The sequence below is a fragment of the Streptomyces sp. GbtcB6 genome (genome assembly GCF_019091475.1).
GTDB classification, from domain to species: Bacteria; Actinomycetota; Actinomycetes; order Streptomycetales; family Streptomycetaceae; genus Streptomyces; species Streptomyces hyaluromycini.
In genome coordinates, this window is the sequence record NZ_JAGXJL010000098.1 from 1 (window position 1) to 19,438 (window position 19,438).

The 19,438-nt window shown below is 70.6% G+C and carries 15 protein-coding genes; 12 read left to right on the forward strand and 3 right to left on the reverse strand.

The genetic code is table 11. The features are described 5' to 3' along the window. The 7 genes from KVT45_RS52860 to KVT45_RS52890 form a co-directional block, all read left to right on the forward strand. Positions 1 to 627 (forward strand): acyl-CoA thioesterase II (locus KVT45_RS52860; protein WP_217561917.1); only part of this gene is annotated, 627 nt, incomplete at its 5' end. 70 nt (positions 628 to 697) lie between these two features. Then, positions 698 to 2,338 (forward strand): AMP-binding protein, encoded by a 1,641-nt coding sequence (locus KVT45_RS52865; protein WP_217561919.1) that lies wholly within the window; start codon positions 698 to 700, stop codon positions 2,336 to 2,338. After that, positions 2,335 to 4,704 (forward strand): bifunctional salicylyl-CoA 5-hydroxylase/oxidoreductase, encoded by a 2,370-nt coding sequence (locus KVT45_RS52870; RefSeq protein ID WP_217561920.1) that lies wholly within the window; start codon positions 2,335 to 2,337, stop codon positions 4,702 to 4,704. Before KVT45_RS52865 ends, KVT45_RS52870 begins: the two co-directional genes overlap by 4 nt. Next, positions 4,701 to 5,165: a thioesterase family protein gene (locus KVT45_RS52875; RefSeq protein WP_217561922.1), complete on the forward strand. Its 465-nt coding sequence runs from the start codon at positions 4,701 to 4,703 to the stop codon at positions 5,163 to 5,165. Before KVT45_RS52870 ends, KVT45_RS52875 begins: the two co-directional genes overlap by 4 nt. After that, a complete protein-coding gene (locus KVT45_RS52880; RefSeq protein ID WP_217561924.1) occupies positions 5,162 to 6,013 on the forward strand; it encodes a PaaX family transcriptional regulator C-terminal domain-containing protein in 852 nt (283 codons plus the stop codon). The genes KVT45_RS52875 and KVT45_RS52880 overlap by 4 nt, the downstream gene beginning before the upstream one ends. A gap of 560 nt (positions 6,014 to 6,573) precedes the next feature. After that, entirely contained in the window at positions 6,574 to 7,209 is a 636-nt protein-coding gene (locus tag KVT45_RS52885) for a ParA family protein (protein WP_308311152.1), read from the forward strand. Beyond that, the gene (locus KVT45_RS52890; protein ID WP_217561928.1) at positions 7,206 to 7,439 is read left to right on the forward strand and encodes a hypothetical protein; all 234 of its coding nucleotides are present in this window, start codon (positions 7,206 to 7,208) and stop codon (positions 7,437 to 7,439) included. The genes KVT45_RS52885 and KVT45_RS52890 overlap by 4 nt, the downstream gene beginning before the upstream one ends. 280 nt (positions 7,440 to 7,719) lie before the next feature. Here KVT45_RS52890 and KVT45_RS52895 read toward each other — a convergent pair whose 3' ends face one another. From KVT45_RS52895 to KVT45_RS52905, 3 genes are read right to left on the reverse strand one after another with little or no spacing between them, the layout of a single operon-like run. Then, complete coding sequence (locus KVT45_RS52895) at positions 7,720 to 8,163, reverse strand: SRPBCC domain-containing protein (protein WP_217561930.1); 444 nt, start codon at positions 8,161 to 8,163, stop codon at positions 7,720 to 7,722. A gap of 2 nt (positions 8,164 to 8,165) precedes the next feature. Beyond that, positions 8,166 to 8,516, reverse strand: a complete 351-nt coding sequence (locus KVT45_RS52900; protein WP_217561932.1) for a helix-turn-helix transcriptional regulator — start codon at positions 8,514 to 8,516, stop codon at positions 8,166 to 8,168. Further along, the gene (locus tag KVT45_RS52905; RefSeq protein ID WP_217561934.1) at positions 8,513 to 8,971 is read right to left on the reverse strand and encodes an SRPBCC domain-containing protein; all 459 of its coding nucleotides are present in this window, start codon (positions 8,969 to 8,971) and stop codon (positions 8,513 to 8,515) included. The genes KVT45_RS52900 and KVT45_RS52905 overlap by 4 nt, the downstream gene beginning before the upstream one ends. Positions 8,972 to 9,311: 340 nt before the next feature. On the opposite strand from KVT45_RS52905, the gene KVT45_RS52910 reads away from it, so the two are divergent. From KVT45_RS52910 to KVT45_RS52930, 5 genes are all read left to right on the forward strand, one after another. Then, positions 9,312 to 9,917 (forward strand): bifunctional 2-polyprenyl-6-hydroxyphenol methylase/3-demethylubiquinol 3-O-methyltransferase UbiG, encoded by a 606-nt coding sequence (locus tag KVT45_RS52910; RefSeq protein ID WP_217561936.1) that lies wholly within the window; start codon positions 9,312 to 9,314, stop codon positions 9,915 to 9,917. 657 nt (positions 9,918 to 10,574) lie between these two features. After that, entirely contained in the window at positions 10,575 to 11,954 is a 1,380-nt protein-coding gene (gene ccrA / locus KVT45_RS52915) for a crotonyl-CoA carboxylase/reductase (protein ID WP_217561938.1), read from the forward strand. Beyond that, positions 11,923 to 12,954, forward strand: a complete 1,032-nt coding sequence (locus KVT45_RS52920) for a 3-oxoacyl-ACP synthase III family protein (RefSeq protein ID WP_217561940.1) — start codon at positions 11,923 to 11,925, stop codon at positions 12,952 to 12,954. Before ccrA ends, KVT45_RS52920 begins: the two co-directional genes overlap by 32 nt. Beyond that, on the forward strand, positions 12,951 to 13,853 hold the full coding sequence (locus KVT45_RS52925) for a 3-hydroxybutyryl-CoA dehydrogenase (protein ID WP_254648665.1): 903 nt from the start codon (positions 12,951 to 12,953) through the stop codon (positions 13,851 to 13,853). The genes KVT45_RS52920 and KVT45_RS52925 overlap by 4 nt, the downstream gene beginning before the upstream one ends. A gap of 126 nt (positions 13,854 to 13,979) precedes the next feature. Then, positions 13,980 to 19,438: type I polyketide synthase (locus tag KVT45_RS52930; RefSeq protein ID WP_217561942.1), on the forward strand; the 5,459-nt coding region annotated here is incomplete at its 3' end.

The following is a 19,438-nucleotide window of genomic DNA, read 5'->3' on the forward strand; positions in this document are numbered from 1 at the left end:
GTCCGCGGCTACCAGAACGGCAAGCCCGTCTTCGTCTGCCTCGCCACCTTCGCGGCGGGAGAACCGGGTTCAGCCACGTACACGGCCGAGCCGCCCACAGGCATCCCGGTCCCCGAGTCGCTGCCCAGCTCGGCGTCGTACCTCTCCGGCACCGTTCCCGAGGCTCCCCGGGGCACGATGAGCGACGCGTCGCAGGAGTACTGGAGCGACGGCCGCAGCTTCGACATGCGGCACGTCCCCGGGCCCGTCTACCTCACCGTCGAGGGCGAGCGAGTGCCCCAACAGGCAGTGTGGGTAAGGCCGTTCGACGAGCTGAGGCCCGTCGACGGGCTGACCGACGCCCAGCGCGACCTCGCCTCCCTCGCCTATGTCTGCGACTACACGATCCTCGAACCCGTCCTGCGGGTGCTCGGCCTGTCATGGGCCCGGCCGGGACTGGTCACCGCCAGCCTCGACCACGCGATGTGGTTCCACCGGCCCGGCCCGGTGGACGGCTGGCTCCTGTACGCCCAGGAGGCCGTCGCCGCCGAATCCGGCCGCGGTCTCGCCACCGGCCGGTTCTTCACCGCCGACGGCATCCACCTGGCCACGGTCGTCCAGGAAGGCCTGATCCGCACCACTTCCTGAACCCTCGTGAACTCCCACTCTCTGCACGGCCCGCACCTGGTGCACAGGACCCCGGCAGAAAGGACCCCCGATGTCCCTCGCGCCCTCCGCCTACCCGGACACGTTCGCCCGCGACCACCTCCCACCGCGCCACCTGTGGCCGGTCCTGGAATTCACCACCGCAGACCTCCAGTACCCCGAGCGCCTCAGCGCCGCCACGGAGATCATCGACGTCCCTGCCGCCGCCTTCGGCCCCGACCGCCCCGCCCTGCGCACACCGGAGGGCGAGGTGTGGACGTACGGCGAGCTGCGATGCCGCGCGAACCAGATCGCCCACGTCCTTACCGAGGACCTCGGTCTGATACCCGGCAACCGGGTGCTCCTTCGCTCCCCCAACAACCCGTGGACCGTAGCGGCCTGGCTCGGCGTGCTCAAGGCCGGCGGCATCGTCGTGACGACCATGGCGGCACTGCGCGCCCGCGAACTCACCCCCGTCGTGGAGAAGACCCGGCCGGCCGTGGCGCTGGTCGACCACCGGTTCACTCCGGACGTCGAGGCCGTACGCGACACCGTCCTGCCGGACCTCACGATCGTGGCGTACGGCGGTGACGGCCCCGACGACCTGACCCGCCGGGCGGCGGCGAAGCCGACGGAGTACACCGCGGTCGACACGGCGGCCGACGACGTGGCGCTGTTCGGGCCCACCTCGGGCAGCACCGGCGTACCGAAGATCACCACCCACTTCCACCGCGACATCCTGTCCATCGACAACACCTTCGGCAGACACATCCTCCGGCTGCTGCCCGACGACCTCGTGTCGTGCACCGCGCCGTTCGCGTTCACCTTCGGCCTGGGCGTCCTGGTGGTCTGCGCCCTGCGTGCCGGCGCGTGCGCACTGCTGACCGAGGCGGTCGCGCCGGAGCCGCTCGCCGATCTCGTCGCCGACGCCGGGGTGACCGTCCTCGCCACCGCGCCGACCGCGTACAAGCAGATCCTGAAAGCGGGCAAGGCCGACCGGCTGCGCGGCCTGCGTGCCGCGGTCAGCGCCGGGGAGCACATCCCGGACGAGGTGCGGAAGCAGCTCCACGCCGAGACCGGAATCAAGGTCATCGACGGCATAGGCGCCACCGAGATGATCCACATCTTCATCTCCGCCGCCGGTGACGACATCCGCCCCGGAGCGACCGGAAGACCGGTCCCCGGCTACCGCGCCACCGTCCTCGGCCCCGACGGCGAGGAGGCCGACCCCGGTGTCGAGGGACGCCTGGCCGTGATCGGCCCGGTCGGCTGCCGCTACCTCGACGACCGACGCCAGGAGGACTACGTCGTGGGTGGCTGGAACGTCACGGGCGACACCTATGTCCGCGACGAGGACGGCTACTTCCACTACCGCACCCGCACCGACAACATGATCGTCTCCTCCGGCTACAACATCGGAGGCCCCGAGGTCGAGGCCGCGATCGACACCCACCCGGACGTCGTCGAGTCCGCAGTGGTCGCCAAACCCGACCCCGAACGCGGCTCGGTCGTGTGCGCCTTCGTCGTGCTGCGCGAGGGAGTCGCCGGCGACGACGCCAAGGCCAAGGACATCCAGGACTACGTCAAGACCCAGCTGGCGCCGTACAAGTACCCGCGCGTGGTGCGCTTCACCGACACCCTGCCCCGCAACACCAGCGGGAAGCTGCAGCACTACCTGCTGCGCCAGTCGATCGAGAAGGAGACCCAGGCATGAGGATCGCGATCGTGGGCGGCGGCCCGGGCGGGCTCTACTTCGCCGCTCTGATGAAGCAGCTGGACCCCGCCCACGAGATCACCGTCTGGGAGCGCAATGCCCCCGACGACACCTTCGGCTTCGGAGTCGTCTTCTCCGACGAGACCCTCGGAGGCATAGAGAACGCCGACACGGTCGTCCACAGCGCCATGGAGAATCGTTTCGCCCGATGGACCGACATCGACATCGTGTTCAATGGGCACCCCTTCACCGTCGGCGGCCAGGGGTTCGCGGCCATGTCCCGCAAGGACCTGATGCACATCCTGCAGGAGCGGGCCGCCGGGCTCGGCGTCACGGTGCACTACCGGACCCTGGCCCCGGACGTGGACGAGCTGCGTTCTTCGTATGACCTGGTGGTCGCGGCGGACGGCCTCAACTCGGTCGTACGGACCAAGTACGCGGACGCGTTCGGCCCCTCCCTCGACCAGCGGTCCAACAAGTACATGTGGCTGGGCACCGACCGGGTCTTCGAGGCGTTCCAGTTCTTCGTCAAGCAGACGGAGTTCGGGACCATGCAGATCCACGGCTATCCGTACTCCGACTCCGGCTCGACCTTCATCGTCGAGATGGCGGAGGACGTCTGGCGCAGGGCGGGCCTAGACGCGAGCGAGGGCGAGGTGTTCCCGCCCGGTGTCTCGGACGAGCGGTCGGTCGCCCGCATCCGCGAGATCTTCGCGGAGGAACTGGCCGGCCATCAGCTGCTGACCAACAACTCCAAGTGGCTCAACTTCACTACCGTACGCAACGAGCGCTGGCACAGCGGCAACCTCGTCCTGCTCGGCGACGCCGCCCACACCGCTCACTTCTCGATCGGCTCCGGCACCAAGCTGGCGATGGAGGACGCCCTCGCTCTCGCCGCATGCCTGCACGAACACCCCGCCGTGGCCGAAGCGGTGACGGCCTACGAGACCGAGCGACGGCCCGTGGTGGAGTCCACGCAGCGCGCCGCCCAGGCATCCCTGGAGTGGTTCGAGAACATCGGCAGGTACGCCGGTCAGGACCCCGCACAGTTCTGCTTCAACCTGCTCACCCGCTCCCGCCGGATCACCTTCGACAACCTCAAGGACCGCGGCCCCGGCTTCGCCGACCTGATCGAGCGCGGCTTCGCCGAGGCGCAGGGCCTGCCGGAGACGGCCCCGGCCATGTTCCAGCCGTTCTCGATCGGGGGGCTCGGCCTCAAGAACCGGATCGTCCTCTCCCCGATGGACATGTACTCGGCGGTGGACGGAGTACCGGACGACTTCCACCTGGTCCACCTCGGTTCCAAGGCGCTCGGCGGCGCGGGCCTGGTCATGACCGAGATGGTCTGTGTCTCACCCGAGGCACGGATCACCCCGGGCTGCACGGGCCTGTGGAACGACGAGCAGCGCGACGCCTGGGTCAAGGTCACCTCGTTCGTGCACGAGCGCAGCACCGCGAAGATCGGGCTCCAGCTCGGCCACGCCGGCCGCAAGGGCTCGACCAGGCTGATGTGGGAGGGCATGGACCAGCCACTCGACGAGGACAACTGGGAGGTTCTCGGCCCATCGGCACTTCCCTACGGCGCGGGCTGCCACCTACCGCGCGAGATGACCCGTCAGGACATGGACGCGGTCGTCGCCGACTTCGCGGCAGCAGCGCGCAGGGCCGCGGCAGCGGACTTCGACCTGCTCGAAGTGCACGCGGCCCACGGATACCTGCTGTCCTCCTTCCTCTCCCCAATCGCGAACCACCGCGCGGACGAGTACGGCGGCGACCTGGCGAACCGCCTGCGCTTCCCCCTGGAGGTCTTCGACGCCGTCCGCTCTGCCTTCCCGGCCGACCGCCCGGTGACGGTCCGGATCTCCGCGACCGACTGGGCCCCCGACGGCAACACCGAGCATGACGCGGTCGAGATCGCCCGGGCCTTCATCGCCCATGGGGCGGCGGCCATCGACGTGTCGTCCGGCCAGGTCACCAGGGACGAGACGCCCGCGTTCGGCCGCTCGTACCAGACTCCGTTCGCCGACCGGATCCGGCACGAAGTCGCCGCTCCGGCGGGCGCGGCGGTGATCGCGGTAGGCGCGATCTCGTCGTACGACGACGTCAACTCGATCCTGCTGGCCGGCCGCGCCGACCTCTGCGCGCTCGGCCGTACCCACCTCTACAACCCGCAGTGGACCCTGCAGGCGGCCGCCGAGCAGGAGTACCGCGGCCCGGGCGCGCAGTGGCCGGCGCAGTTCGCGGCCGGCCGCCGCAAGCCGCCCGCCTCGCGCACCGACGCGGTCCGCCCGCGCCTGGCACTGCTGGGGGATGACTCCCAGGATGCCGTCCACCTGCGGTGGACGGCAGGCCGGACGACACCATGAGCGGCCCGAGCCTCCCGTTCGGTGTCCACCGCACCCGCGTGGAGTGGATCGACACCGACGCCGCCGGGATCTACCACAACACCTCCGTCGTGAGGTTCGCGGAGGCAGCGGAGGCTGCTCTGATGCGGGAGCGCGGCCTCCTGGACTACTTCGCGGTGGCGCCCAGGGTGCGCTACGAGGTGCAGTTCGAGGCACCTCTCCGGTTCGGCGAGGAGATCGAGGCGCGGGTGGAACTCGTCCGTCTCGGCCGGTCCTCGATGACCTTCGGTTTCGAGGTGTGGCGGGCGGCCCGCGCTGGTTGCCCGCGGCAGCGTGCTGCCCGGGGCAGTTACGTCACCGCGCACGTCCCCGACAAGCAGACCGGAAACAGCGCACCGTGGCCGTCCGGCTGGCGCCAAGCGCTGGCGGCCAAGACACATACGGACGGGAGGACTGAGCCCAGTAGAATCCCGCGTTCGTGAGCTTGAGCGACCTCGATGACGACAACCCCAACCAGGCGACACCGCCGCGATCCCTGATCGTGACGGTGTACGGCCTGTACGCCCGCGAGGGCGGCGGCTGGATCAGTGTGAGCACTCTGATCCAGCTCCTCTCCGTGCTCGATGTCGACGACCAGGCGGTCCGCTCATCCATCTCCCGTCTCAAGCGCCGCGAGATCCTGGTCTCGGAGCGGCGCCACGGCCGGGCGGGCTACGCGCTCTCCCCCTACGCCCGCTCCGTCCTCCACACCGGCGACCGCCGGATCTTCGAGCGCCACGCCGCCCGCGACGACGGCTGGGTCATCGCCGTCTTCTCAGTGCCGGAGAGCGAGCGGAGGCACCGCTACCAACTCCGCTCCCGGCTCACCTGGCTGGGCTTCGGCACCGTCTCATCGGGGGTCTGGATCGCTCCCGGTCATGCGCTCGCCGACACCCGGGACCACCTGCAAAGGCACGGCTTGGACCAGTACGTCAACCTCTTCTACGGCGACTACGTGGCTTTCGGAGACCCGGCCGAACTAGTCGGCCACTGGTGGGACCTCGAAGCACTCCAGAAGCTGTACGACGATTTCGTTGCCGAGTTCACGCCAATGGCTGGGCGGTGGGCAGACCATGAGAGGAACACGCTGTCAGACCGGGACGCGTTCGTCGACTACGTCCACGTTCTGACGGCATGGCGGCGATTTCCCTACCTCGACCCCGGGCTCCCCAGTGCCCTCCTGCCAACGACGTGGTCCGGGACGAAGGCCGCAGATCTCTTCTTCGAACTCCGGAGCGCGCTCGAAAGACCGGCCCACCGCTTCGCGCGCGACCTGCTGGCCGACTCTTAGCTTGACCCTGAAGCTCCTATCGATCGTCAAGCGGCCGGAGATGTCGGGTCCGATGATCACAGGCCGTTGCTGTCGAGGGTTGAGACGGAAGCCGTCGGTAGCCGCTGCCACTCATTTTCCGTGCCTTTCCATGATCACCGCGTACAAGTGCACACCTGGTCCGAAGTCATCAACGACGCCTGGCACCGTCTTAAGTCCGTGGATCGAAGCCTCGACTACCGGGCCGATCGCGACGACGGAGTGGAATACCCGCGATCAAAGCATGCCCAGTTCCTGCCGCCCAGCCTCAGCGGCGGTCCCGACCCGTCACCATCGTCGGAGGACGGCCAGGACGGGCGTCGAGCGGGGATTCCGCCAACGGATCGAGCCCAGCCGGAGGTCAGGACAACTGGCCGTCGCAGTCCGGGAGCCTGAACGTCTACTCGGCGTGGCCGCCCTTCGGGCCTTGCGTCTTGCGTACTGGCCCATACGAATGGTTCACCGGCGCCTCAGGGTGAATGATGGCGTTGTGTGCCCCGAGTGGACGGCAGGCAGCCGCTCGCGAGCATACGTTGACTCGTGTGTCGCTGAGCTATGCCTTTGTGAACCTGAAGCCCGGGGTGGGAAAGACGACCAGCGCAGTCTGGTTGGCCCACGCACTTCACGAGTCGGGTTTCCCACCGCTACTGGTCGACGGCGACCCCGCCTCCTCCGCGCTGCGCTGGAGCGAATTGGCAGGTGGCTTCCCGTTTCCCGTGGTCGCCCTTCCGGTGGGCGATGTGCACCGGCGCGTGAACGACTTCCTGGGCGACCGGCAGGCCGTCGTATTCGACGCTCCGCAGTTGGAGGACCACGCGCACATCGCCCGCAGCATCATGCGGTACGCAAGCGAATGGATCGTGCCGGTGACTCCGGCTCCCATCGAGCTGGATCGCATGGCGCCCATCGGTGGCGAGATGGGCGACGTACAGTCCTTGCGCGTCCAGCCGGCCCACGCCGCCGTTCTGCTGAACCGAACGAATCGAGCCGACGCCACGCGTACCGGCCCCGACGCCGACGCCCGCGAAGCTCTCACCGAGCGGGGATTCGACGTGTTGTCCACGCACATTCCGCGACTCGACCTGTACGCCCAGTCATTCGGAAGTCCGGTGGTGGTCAAAGCCTCGGCGTACATGGACCTCGCAGACGAACTCATCAAGCGACAGGACAAGGCATGAATCAGCGCAAGGACACCTACCGGGCCGCATTGCAGCGCGGACCGGACGCCGTCGTACCGCGTCCCGTCAAAGTCACCCAGCTGCACACCCGGTACGTGCGGGTGACCATCGAGCTCGACACCGGCTTGCCGCGTGACCTCGTGCGGTGGGCAGGGGCACCGGTGTCCGCGATGGTGCGGGCCGGCGCCGCTGCGCTGCGACCCATGAGGAGCGCCCCGCAGGCCGAGTGACGCAGTCGTGCGTGAGCCGGCCTTCGCTCGACCGGTGAGTCGCCGGCTGCGGGAGACGCCCGACGGGACCCGGTCTCCACCGGCCGTTGCGGAGAGTCTCCGGCAAGGTGCAGGTCGCCGCGTGGCTGTCGGTGAACTCCCATACGGGTACGGACACGGCCGGCGGTCTTTCCACGTGCCCGAGGCGTGCTGGGATCACCGTGGGCGGCCGACCCGGGCGGGGAACGTGAGCGCGCTCACCGATCAGCGCCCGGTGGCGCCGAGCGCTCCACTCCCGCCGTCAGTGCCAGTCGCTGATACGGACGTCGTCGGGCGCCGGACTGCCGTGTCCGGTCTCCACGAACTCCTTGAGGCTCATCAGGAAGGTCGCCCACTTCGTGCTGCAGTGGTGCATGAACTCGACCGGCTCGCGCCAGCCCTCGTGTGTGAACAGGACGATCGTGTACTCGTCGCGCCGGCTGAGGCTCCAGTCGATCTCAGTCCCGACCCACTCCGCGGGTCCGTCCGTGACGCGCCACCGCACCCGGCCGGCGGGGTCGAGCTCCAGGATCTCCATGTCGAAGCCGCCGACGTCGCCGAACCGGAACGCCAGCCGGCCGCCGACCTCGCTCTTGCCGGTGGTGTCGGTCGTCCACCAGCCGGCGATGCCCTCGGGGGTTGCGATGGCCTGATAGACGTCGTCCAGCGACGCGACGGCGCCGATTCGATGCAGGATGTCGACCATGTTCATTCTCCTTCGGTGTTGTTGCGGCTGCGTTCGATCGCCTCCGCGATGCGTTTGATCCGGCGGAGTCGGGCGTCCCAGGTGGCGCCGACCGAGGCCAGTTGCGCGGCCGCGCGGGCGAGCTGTGCCTCGTCGACGTGGTAGCGCCGCTCGCGACCGGCCGGCTCGGCGTGGACCAGCCCGGCCCGGTCGAGGACGGCGAGGTGTTTCGACACGGCCTGCCGCGTGAGGGGGAGGCCCGCGCTGAGTGAGGTGGCCGTGCCGGGCCCGGACGCGAGGAGCAGGTCGATCAGGGTGCGCCGGGTCGGGTCGCCGATCGCCGACCACAGCTCGTCGTCCACCGGCGCGCTCATGGGGTCGACACCAGCCGCGCGATGTACGTGCCCAGCTGGGGGATGTAGTGGTCCCAGCCGCTCGCGTGCTCGCGGTACTGCTCCTCGAGGACGGCGATCTCCCAGCCCATCTCGCGGAACCCGGTCTCTGTCATCCGCACCCGGGTCCCTCGCTCTGTCGGCTCCAGGTCGAAGGTGACCAGCAGTGAGTCCCCGCCGCGATCGGTTTCGGAATAGCACCATCGGAACGAGAACCGCGACGGCGGGTCGACCTCGACGACGGTGAGCGTGACGGTCATCGTCTCCCCGGTCGCCTCGTCACGCCAGAAGAGCTCACCGGGCGCCCCTTCGACGGGCTTGAACCGGGCGTCGTCCGGCCACCACTCTCGCATGTGCTCCGGTCGGCTGATGACCTCGAAGACCACCTCGGGTGATGCGTCGACGTGGATGTCGCGCTCGATACTGCCGTACTCCATGCCCGAACCCTTTCGCAACCATTGGTTGCATGTCAGCGTACGTCGTGAGGCGCTTACGCGCAACTATTAGTTGCGGATTGATGAGGGTCGCCGAGTCCGTTGCACGCAGTGAAGGCCGAGGCCACGACGTCGGCCTCCAGGTCTCGTGCACGACCGCCGGAGCAGCAGGGTTTCCGGGAAGATGTCCGCCACCACCCGCCGCCTGTCCGGGTGTCGGCTGTGCCGATGACGTCGTCGCGCCGACGGCTGCCGGCCTTCCCGCCCTTTTCTGTGACGGCCTGCGGCGCCGCGGACCCAGCCCCGTCTTCGAGTGGCACACGGACGACCTAGAGTTGGCGCCATGAGCCGTTGGCAGGAGTTGACCGGGGGGACATCCGGACAGGACTACGCTGCGCGGTTCGCGGCTCTGGCCCGTGGCGGACAGGACGTGCACGGTGAGGCGCGGTTCTGCGCAGCGCTCATGCCCGCCGGAGCGCGGGTGCTGGACGCCGGGTGCGGTACCGGACGGGTCATGATCCGGCTTGCACAGCTCGGGTACGACTGTGTCGGGGTGGATCTTGATGCGTCGATGCTGGCGGTGGCGCAGAAGCGGGCGCCGGAACTGCCCTGGTTCCAGATCGATCTGGCTGAGTTCGAGTCGGACCTGCTCGGCATCGCGGCGGACTTCGATCTCGTGGTCGCTGCAGGCAACGTTTTCCCGTTGCTCGCGGCTGGCACCGAGGCCACGGTGGTCGAGCGCCTGGCCGCAGTCCTGCGCCCGGGTGGTCTGATGGTCGCCGGCTTCGGCCTGGACGAAGCCCATCTGCCGGTGCCGCCAGGCATCACCCTGGCGGAGTACGACGACTGTTGCGCCGCGGCCGGCCTCAGCCGCGTGGACCGCTTCGCCACCTGGGACGCTGTCCCTTACGACGGCGGCGGCTATGCCGTCAGTGTCCACCGTCGGTGAGGCCTTGCCCGACATGAGGAGACGCGGGGAGCGCACCGCGGACCTTGCACCACGAGGTGTCCTTGCGCGACCACGACCGTATCGTCAGTGGTCAACTCGCCCCTCGGGCACATCTTCGCCCCCTGAGCTCCGTTTCGCGGGCAGGGCGGACTGACACTCGCCTCCGGCTTCCAGCCGGGCGCGGGTGTTCTGTCGTTCTGGCCGGCTTGGTCTTCGCGGACGTAGGCGTTGGGTGTCCGGTGGGGGAGGGGCGGGGCGGCGCTGGAGCGGCCGTGCCGGCACCGGTAGGCGGCGCCCGCGCATTCCGCGGCGCAGTAGTCCCGTCAGGGTGTAGGCCCGTCCCGGTGCCGTGAGCCGGTCGGCGTGAGTGTGTCGGACGGTGACGAAGTCGGCCTCGCTGAGCCCGCCCGAATCGGCGGACTGGGGGCTGCCGACCGCGCTGGTGGGGTCCCGGCTAGGGGGCGGTTAAGGGTAGGGGGTGGGGGTGTGGAATGCGTACCGTAGTCGCTACCCGGGGTGATTCAGTAAATCTTGGTGCGGTGAAGGCGAGTTCATTTCCCGCGCCGCCATGTCTTTGACCGAGCAGCAGTCGCGTGACGTCTTCAAGGGTGAATTCGTTGCGCGCTGTCGGCTGCTCGCTGATCGAGGAGGGGGACAATGAGCTCTTTGGTCGAAGCTCTGCTCGACGGCGCCGACCCGGGCGAGCTGGAACGGCATGAGCTGCCCGCCGAATATCTGGCCGCACACCTGCGTGCGTCGGACGTCGAGAAATTCGGTGATGTCGCGGAAAAGGACGTCCGCGACACACTTCATGTCGGCCGGGTGCCGATGCCCGAGATTGCGCCCGACGAGGTCGTCGTCGCGGTGAGGGCCAGCTCGATCAACTACAACACGGTGTGGTCGGCCACGTTCGAGCCGGTGCCCACCTTCGAATTCCTGAAGCGATACGGCCGGCAGGGCGGCTACGCGGCCCGCCACGACCTGCCCCACCACGTCGTGGGTTCGGACGCGGCCGGGATCGTGGTCCGCGTCGGAGCGGGCGTGCGCCGCTGGCGCGTCGGTGACCACGTGGTGGTCAGCTGTGTCCAGGTCGACGAGCAGGAACCGGCGTCGCACGCCGACGCGATGCTCGGCACCGAACAGCGCATCTGGGGCTACGAGACCAACTTCGGCGGACTGGCCCACTTCGCCGTCGTGCGCGCCGGCCAGCTGCTGCCCAAGCCCGCCCACCTGACCTGGGAGGAGGCCGCCGGAGTCCTGCTCACCGCGGCGACCTCCTACCGCATGCTCGTCAGCGACAAGGGCGCGCGCATCAAGCAGGGCGACATCGTGCTGATCTGGGGCGCCACCGGCGGCCTGGGCGCGTACGCCGTGCAGATGGTGAAGAACGCCGGCGGCATCGCGGTGGGCGTGGTCAGTTCCGAGCGCAAGGCCGAGGTGCTGCGCCGGCTCGGCTGCGATGTGATCATCAACCGCAACGACATCGGCATGGGCCAGGACGCCGCCCCCACCCCGGAACGGACCATCGAACTGGGCAAGCGCCTCGGCCGGGAGATCCGGCGGCAGCTCGGCGAGGACCCGCACGTCGTGTTCGACTACATCGGCCGGGCGACATTCGGCATCTCCGTCTTCGTGGTACGCAAGGGCGGAACCGTCGTCACCTGCGGCTCCAGCACCGGATACGACCACCATTTCGACAACCGGTATCTGTGGATGAACCTGAAGCGCATCGTCGGCAGCCACGCCGCGAATCTCCAGGAACAGGCCGAATGCAATCGTCTTTTCCGGCTCGGTCATCTGTCGCCGATCGTCTCCGAGGTTTATCCGCTGCACGAGGTGGGCGAAGCGGCCCGACTGGTCCAGGAGAACAAGCACACCGGAAAGGTCGGCGTTCTCTGCCTCGCGCCCCGGGAAGGACTCGGGGTCACGGACCCCGAGACGCGGGCGCGTATCGGGGAAGCAAGACTCAACCCCCTCCGGAACACCGGAGCAAATGTGGACTGGAATGCGTCCGCGGTGCTCGAAGGGGCTGTCTGACGTGACGGACCACAATATAGGAATTCTCTCGACCGGCTCCTACCTGCCCAAGCGTGAAGTCGGCAACGACGAGGTCGCCGAGCGCGTCGGCGTCACCCCCGAGTGGATCGAACGGAAGACCCAGATACAGTCGAGGCGCTACGCAGCTCCGCACGAGGCGACATCCGACCTGGCAATCCGCGCCGGCGCCGCCGCCATGGAGCAGGCCGGGCTGTCCGCGGACGAGATCGACTACATCATCGTCTCCACCTCGACCGGTGACTTTCCCCAGCCGCCGACGTCGTACCTCGTGCAGCACGGGCTGGGGGCCTACGGCGCCGCGTGCTTCGACGTGAACGTCGTCTGCAGCGGCTTCGTGTACGCGCTGGCCCTGGCCCGCAGCCTGATCGCGCTCAACCCCGACAGGCGTGCGCTGGTCATCGGAGCCGACCTGTACTCCCGGATCCTCGACTTCGACGACCGCAGGACGGCCGTCCTGTTCGCCGACGGCGCCGGTGCGGCGGTCGTCGGCGCGGTCCCCGCACCGTACGGCATCATCGACACCGCCCTGACCAGCCGCGGCGACGCCCACCAACTGATCCGCGTGGAGGCCGGCGGCAGCCGGAACCCGGCGACGGCGGAGACCGTCGCGGAAGGCGGCCACTTCTTCCGGATGGACGGCCGCGCCGTACGGGACTTCGTCGCCGACAACGTGCCCCGGGCACTGGCGGAACTGGCGGAGAGCGTCGGCGTGGAACTCGCCGACGTGCACCACTTCGTGCCGCACCAGGCCAACGGCGTGATGCTCAGCGAGGTGGTCGAGCGCGCGGGTCTCGTCAACGCCCACACCCACCGCACGCTGAGGAAGTACGGGAATGTGGGCAGCGCATCGGTACCGGTCGCCCTCGACGAGGCCAACCGCACCGGGGCGCTGTCCGCCGGGGATCTGGTGCTGCTCGCCGGGTTCGGCGGCGGCATGGCCATCGGTGCATCACTTCTGACCTGGGGGACCGGCGCATGACCACGTTCAGCGACGCACTCACCACACCTGCGGACATCCACCCGGGCATCCACCGGGTAGGGGTCGTCGGCAGCGGCATCATGGGGACGGGAATCGCCGAACTGTGCGCCAAGGCGGGCCTGGACGTCACCGTCGCGGTCTCCTCCGACGCCTCCCTGGTGTCCGGACCCCAGCGGCTGACCCGGTCCCTGGAACGCGGGGTCGCCAAGGGCAAGCTCACCGAGCGGGAACGCGACGACGCCCTGGGCCGGGTGTCCTTCACCAGCGACCTGGGCGAACTCGCCGACCGGCAGCTGGTGATCGAGGCGGTCAAAGAGAACGAACAGCTCAAGCTGGACCTCTTCGCCGACCTCGACAAGATCGTCGAGGACCCGGACGCCATCCTCGCCTCGAACACGTCCTCCATCCCCATCGTGCGGCTCGCCCGGGCCACCAGCCGTCCGGCCCAGGTGCTCGGGATGCACTTCTTCAATCCCGTGCCGGTCCTGCCGCTGGTCGAACTGATCGACTCGGTGGTCACGGACAGCCGGGCCACCGCACGTGCCCTGACGTTCGTGTCGGACGTGCTCGGCAAGAAGCCGATCAGTTCGCCGGACCGAGCGGGCTTCGTGGTGAACGCCCTCCTGTTCCCCTACCTGCTCTCCGCCATCCGGATGGTCGACTCCGGTCTCGCCACGGCCGAGGTCATCGACCAGGGCATGGTCGAGGGCTGCTCGCACCCGATGGGACCGCTGCGCCTGGCCGACCTCATCGGCCTCGACACCACGGTCTCGATCGCCGAGGCGATGTACGAGGAGTTCAAGGAGCCGCTGTACGCGCCTCCGCCGCTGCTGCTCCGCATGGTCGAGGGCGGTCTGCTGGGCAAGAAGTCCGGCCGCGGTTTCTACGACTACGCCTGACCCGCGTACGCCCGACATCCGCGCGGGTACCGGGGTGAGCCCGGGCCCGCCGCCACGAGGTATCCGAGCACGTTCCTGCGCGCGATGGCCCTGCCGCGCGCGGTCGCCGAAAGGAAGAGCCACACCATGGCCACTGCATCCGTGTCCGGACGTCCGGAAGTCGACACGGTGCCGGGGGAACCCATCGCCGTCGTAGGAATGTCCTGCCGCTTCCCCGGGGCCCCCGGGCCGGAGGCGTACTGGCAGCTGCTGCACGCCGGTGAGAGCGCCGTGTCCGACCGGGTGCCCGACGGGCGGCCCGGTCTGCCCGGCGACACGGTGATCAGGCCGGCCGGATTCCTGGACAGCGTCGACGCGTTCGACCCCGAGTTCTTCGGCATCACGCCCCGTGAGGCGGCGAGCGCCGACCCGCAGCAGCGGCTCATGCTCGAACTCGCCTGGGAAGCGCTGGAGAACGCCGGCCTCGTCCCGGCCGCGATCAAGGGCACGCGGGCCGGTGTCTACCTCGGCGCGATCTGGGACGACTACGCCAGGCTCGTCCACCAGTACGGGGCCCAATCGGTCTCCCACCACACCATCACCGGCGTCAGCCGGAGCATCATCGCCAACCGCATCTCCTACCTCCTCGGCCTGCGCGGCCCCAGCCTGGTCGTGGACTCGGCCCAGTCGTCCTCGCTGGTCGCCGTCCAGCTCGCCTGCGAGAGTCTCCGCAAGGGCGACTGCGCGCTGGCACTGGCCGGCGGAGTCAGCCTGAACCTGGTGCCCGAGGGCTTCGTGGTGGCCGAGAAGTTCGGCGCCCTGTCACCCGAGGGCCGCACGTACACCTTCGACGAACGCGCCAACGGTTATGTGCGCGGTGAGGGCGGCGGCGTCGTCGTCCTGAAGACGCTGAGCCGGGCGCTCGCCGACGGCGACACCATCCACGGCCTCATCCGCGGCGGAGCTGTCAACAACGACGGGGGCGGCGACAACCTCACCGCCCCCAGCCGGGCCGCGCAGGAGGACGTGCTGCGCCGCGCCTACGACCAGGCCGGCGTCGCCCCCGAGGCCGTACGCTTCGTCGAACTGCACGGCACCGGCACCCCGCTCGGCGACCCCATCGAGGCGGCCGCGCTCGGCACCGTGCTCGGTGCCGGCAGCGGACGGGCCGCCGACTCCCCCCTGCTCGTCGGCTCCGTCAAGCCCGCCATCGGGCACCTGGAGGGCGCCGCCGGCATCGCGGGCCTGATCAAGGCGGTGCTCTGCGTACGGGAACGGACCCTCGTCCCCAGCCTCAACTTCCGCTCCGCCAACCCGTCCATCCCGCTCGACGAGCTGAGGCTGCGGGTCAACGACGGCCTCAGCCCGCTGGACACCCCCGACGGCACCCCGGTGCTGGCCGGCGTCTCCTCCTTCGGCATGGGCGGTACCAACTGCCACCTCGTCCTCTCGGACTGGACCCCCGCCTCGGAGAGCGCGCGGACCCCGGACCGGTCCGCCCCCGCCCGCACCCCCGGGATGCCCACCCCCGTGCCGGTGTCCGGCCGGACCGCCGACGCACTGCGCGCCCAGGCAGGCGCGCTGCGCACCCACCTCGAGACCCACCCCGACCAGAGCCTCGGCGACGTCTCCCACTCGCTGGCGACCACACGCACCCACTTCGAGCACCGCGCCGTGCTGCTCGCCGCCGACAGGGACGAGGCGCTCACCGGGCTGTCCTCGCTCGCCTCCGGAGAGACTCCCGCCGGAGCGGCGGCCGGTACGGTCCGGCCCGGCGAACTGGCCTTCCTCTTCACAGGACAGGGCAGCCAGCGGGCCGGTATGGGCCGCGCACTGTACGACACCTACCCGGTCTTCGCCGCCGCCCTCGACGACGTCTGCGCCCTGCTCGACCGGCACCTCGACCGCTCCGTCCGGGACCTGATGTTCCTCGCGGAGGACTCCGAGGACGCCGGCCTGCTGCACCTCACCGGATACACGCAGGCCGCGCTCTTCGCGTACGAGACGGCCCTGTTCCGCCTGCTGGAGGACTGGGGTGTCACCCCCGACGTCGTCCTCGGCCACTCGGTCGGCGAACTGGCCGCGGCACACGCCGCCGGCGTCCTCTCCCTCCCGGACGCCTGCGCCCTCGTCGCGGCCCGCGGCAGACTGATGCAGCAACTGCCGTCCGGCGGCGCGATGGTGTCCGTCCAGGCCTCGGAGCAGGAGATCCTGCCCACCCTCGCCGGACGGGAGGGCCAGGTCTCCGTCGCGGCGGTCAACGGCCCGCTGTCCACCGTGCTCGCCGGTGACGAGGACGCCGTGCTCGCCGTCGCCGAGCAGTGGCGCGAGCGGGGGCGCAAGACCAAGCGACTGCGTGTCAGCCACGCCTTCCACTCGCCGCGCATGGACCCGATGCTCGACGCCTTCCGCGAGGTCGCCTCCGGACTCGCCTACGAGCCCCCGAGCATTCCCGTGGTGTCCAACCTCACCGGGCGGCTCGTCTCCGCGCAGGAGATCAGCACCCCCGACTACTGGGTGCGCCACGCCCGGGAGGCCGTCCGCTTCCACGACGGCATGCGCGCGCTCGAGGAAAGGGGGGTCCGCTCCTTCCTGGAGGTGGGACCGGACGCGGTGCTCGCGGCGATGGGCCGCGACTGCGTGTCCGCGGAGCACGAGGAGGAGACCGCCTTCCTGCCGACGGCGCGGCACGGCCGGCCGGAGGTCCCCGCGCTGCTCGGCGTGCTCGCCGAACTGCACGTCCGCGGTACCACCGTGGACTGGCACCGCACGACGGCCGACCGGGGCCGCCGCCGCGTCCCCCTGCCCACGTACCCCTTCCAGCGCCGCTCCTACTGGCTGCAGGCCCCGGAGCGTACGGGCGCCGACGTCAGCTCGGCGGGACTCGCCCCGATCGACCACCCGCTGCTCGGAGCGGTCGTACCACGCGCCGAGGCCGGGGAACTCATCCTGACCGGACGGCTGTCCGCGCAGGCCCAGCCCTGGCTCGGCGACCACCGCGTGTACGACGAGATCGTGGTGCCCGCCGGTGTCTTCGTGGAACTGGCCCTGCAGACGGGTGCCGAGACGGGCGCCGCTCACATCGAGGAACTGACGCTGGAGTCACCGCTGGTTCTGCCCGCGGACGGCGGGGCGCGGTTCCAGGTCGGCGTCGGAGCGCCGGACGCCGAAGGGCGGCGCGCGTTCTCCGTGCACTCCCGGCCCGAGGACACCGACACGGACGTCTCCTGGACCCGGCATGCCGCCGGCACCCTCGTCCCGGCCCGTCCCGAAGTCCGGTCCGACCTGAGCGTCTGGCCTCCCGCCGGGGCCGCACCGATCGCCGCCGACGACCGCGAGACGCCCCTCGTCCCGGCCTTCGCGACCCTGCGGGCGGCCTGGACCCTGGGCGAGGACCTCCTCGCCGAGGTGGCCCTCGACGCCGAACACCGCGACGGAGCCGCCCGCTTCGCCGTGCACCCCGGCCTGCTCGACACCGCCCTGTACGCGCTCGCCGCGAACCGGGCGTCCTCCGCCGGCACCGATCCCACCGCGGTGTGGCTGCCCACCGAGTGGAAGGGCATCGCCGTGCACGCGGCCGGAGCGGAGACCCTGCGGGTCCGGATCGCCCCCGCCGCCGGAGCAGCCCGGACCGGTGCGGCCGGTCCCTTCTCGCTCACCGTGGCCGACGGCGCGGGCCTGCCGCTCGCCACGGTCGACGCCGTCACCCTGGCCCTCCTGCCCGAGGAAGCGGTACGCCGTGCGGCCGGAACACCCGCTCAGGAGGCACTCTTCCAGATCGACTGGACCCGCCTGGCGCTCACCGCGGGCGACGCGCGGTCCGGCCGGTGGGCCGTGGCGGGAGACGCCGGCCTGGCCGCCGCCCTCACCACCGCCGACGCGGGAGTGGTGGTCCACCCGGACATGACCGCGCTGATCGAGGCGACCGGTTCCGCCACCCCCGAGGCGGTCCTCGTACAGTGCCCCACGCCGCCGGTCGCCGGCCCGGCCGGCGCGGTCGCCGAAGCCGTTCGCACCGCCGTCGGGGACACCCTCGCCCGGGTGCGGTCCTGGCTGGAGGACGACCGGCTCGCCGGCTCCCGGCTGGTGCTCGCCACCCGCGGGGCCGTGGCCACCGGCACGGCCGGCGACGACCCCGACCTGGTGGGCGCCGCGCTGTGGGGCCTGCTACGGTCCGTGCGCGCCGAGTACCCCGGCCGGGTCGGCCTGCTGGACCTGGGCCGCGAGCGGGAGTCACTGCGCTCGCTGCCCGCCGCGCTCGCCTCCGGGGAACCCGAACTCGCCCTGCGCAACGGCTCCGTCCTGGTTCCCCGGCTGCAACGGTCGCGGATCCCGGCCGGCCCGGCTCCCGCGTGGGAGTCCGGCGGTACCGTGCTGATCACCGGCGGCACCGGCGGGCTCGGCTCCCTGGTGGCCCGTCACCTGGCCGCCGAACAGGGCGTGCGCCATCTGCTCCTGGTCAGCCGCGGTGGTTCCGGCGCCGAGGGTGCCGTCGAACTCGCCGCCGACCTGCGGGCGTCGGGCGTGCACGTGACCGTCGCGGCCTGTGACGTCGCCGACCGGGACGCCCTGGCCGCACTGCTCGCCGGCATCCCCGACGAGCATCCGCTGACCGCCGTCGTGCACGCCGCCGCCGTCCTGGACGACAGCGTCGTCGCCACGCTGACCCCGGAGCAGATCGAGCGGGTGCTGCGCCCCAAGGTGGACGCGGCACTGAACCTGCACGAGCTGACGAAGCATCAGAGACTTTCGGACTTCGTCCTGTTCTCCTCCGTGATCGGCACGGTCGGCAACGGCGGCCAGGCCGCCTATGCGGCGGCCAACGCCTTTCTCGACGGTCTCGCCCACCGGCGCAGGGCCCAAGGGCTGCCCGCCCTCTCGCTCGCCTGGGGACCGTGGGACCACGAGGAGGGGCTGATCCGGGGCCTCGACGACGCCGACCGGGCCCGGCTCCGCCGCCTCGGCCTGCAGCCGCTCGGCGTGGACGAAGGGCTCGCCGCGCTCGGCACGGCCCGGGCGGTGGACGCGCCCGTCGTCGTCCCCGCCCGCTTCGACCGCGCCGCCCTGCGCACCAGGGCGGCCGAGGAGGAACTGCCCGGCGCCCTGCGCGGCCTGGTCACCCTGCCCAGGCGCCGGGCCTCCGCCGCGCAGCCGCACCCCGCGACCGGCACGCCCGCCACCGGCCTCGCCCGGCGAATCGCGGACCTGTCCGGGGACGACGCCGAGCGGCTGGTGGACGAAGTCGTCCGCACCCAGGTCGCCGCCATCATGGGCTACTCCTCCCCGGACGCCGTCGACGCCTCCCGTACGTTCAAGGACCTCGGCTTCGACTCCCTCACGGGCGTGGAACTGCGCAACAAACTGAGCGCGGCGGCCGGAATCCGGCTGCCGGCCACGCTCGTCTTCGACCAGCCCACGACCGCGGCCGTCATCGGCTACCTGCGCTCCGAACTCCTGCACGAGCGGCGGAGTCCCCTCGTCCCGCAGACCCCGGCCACCGTCGCCGGGGACGACGACCCCGTCGTCATCGTGGGGATGGGGTGCCGGTATCCGGGTGGTGTGGGGTCGCCGGAGGATCTGTGGCGGTTGGTGGTGTCGGGTGGGGA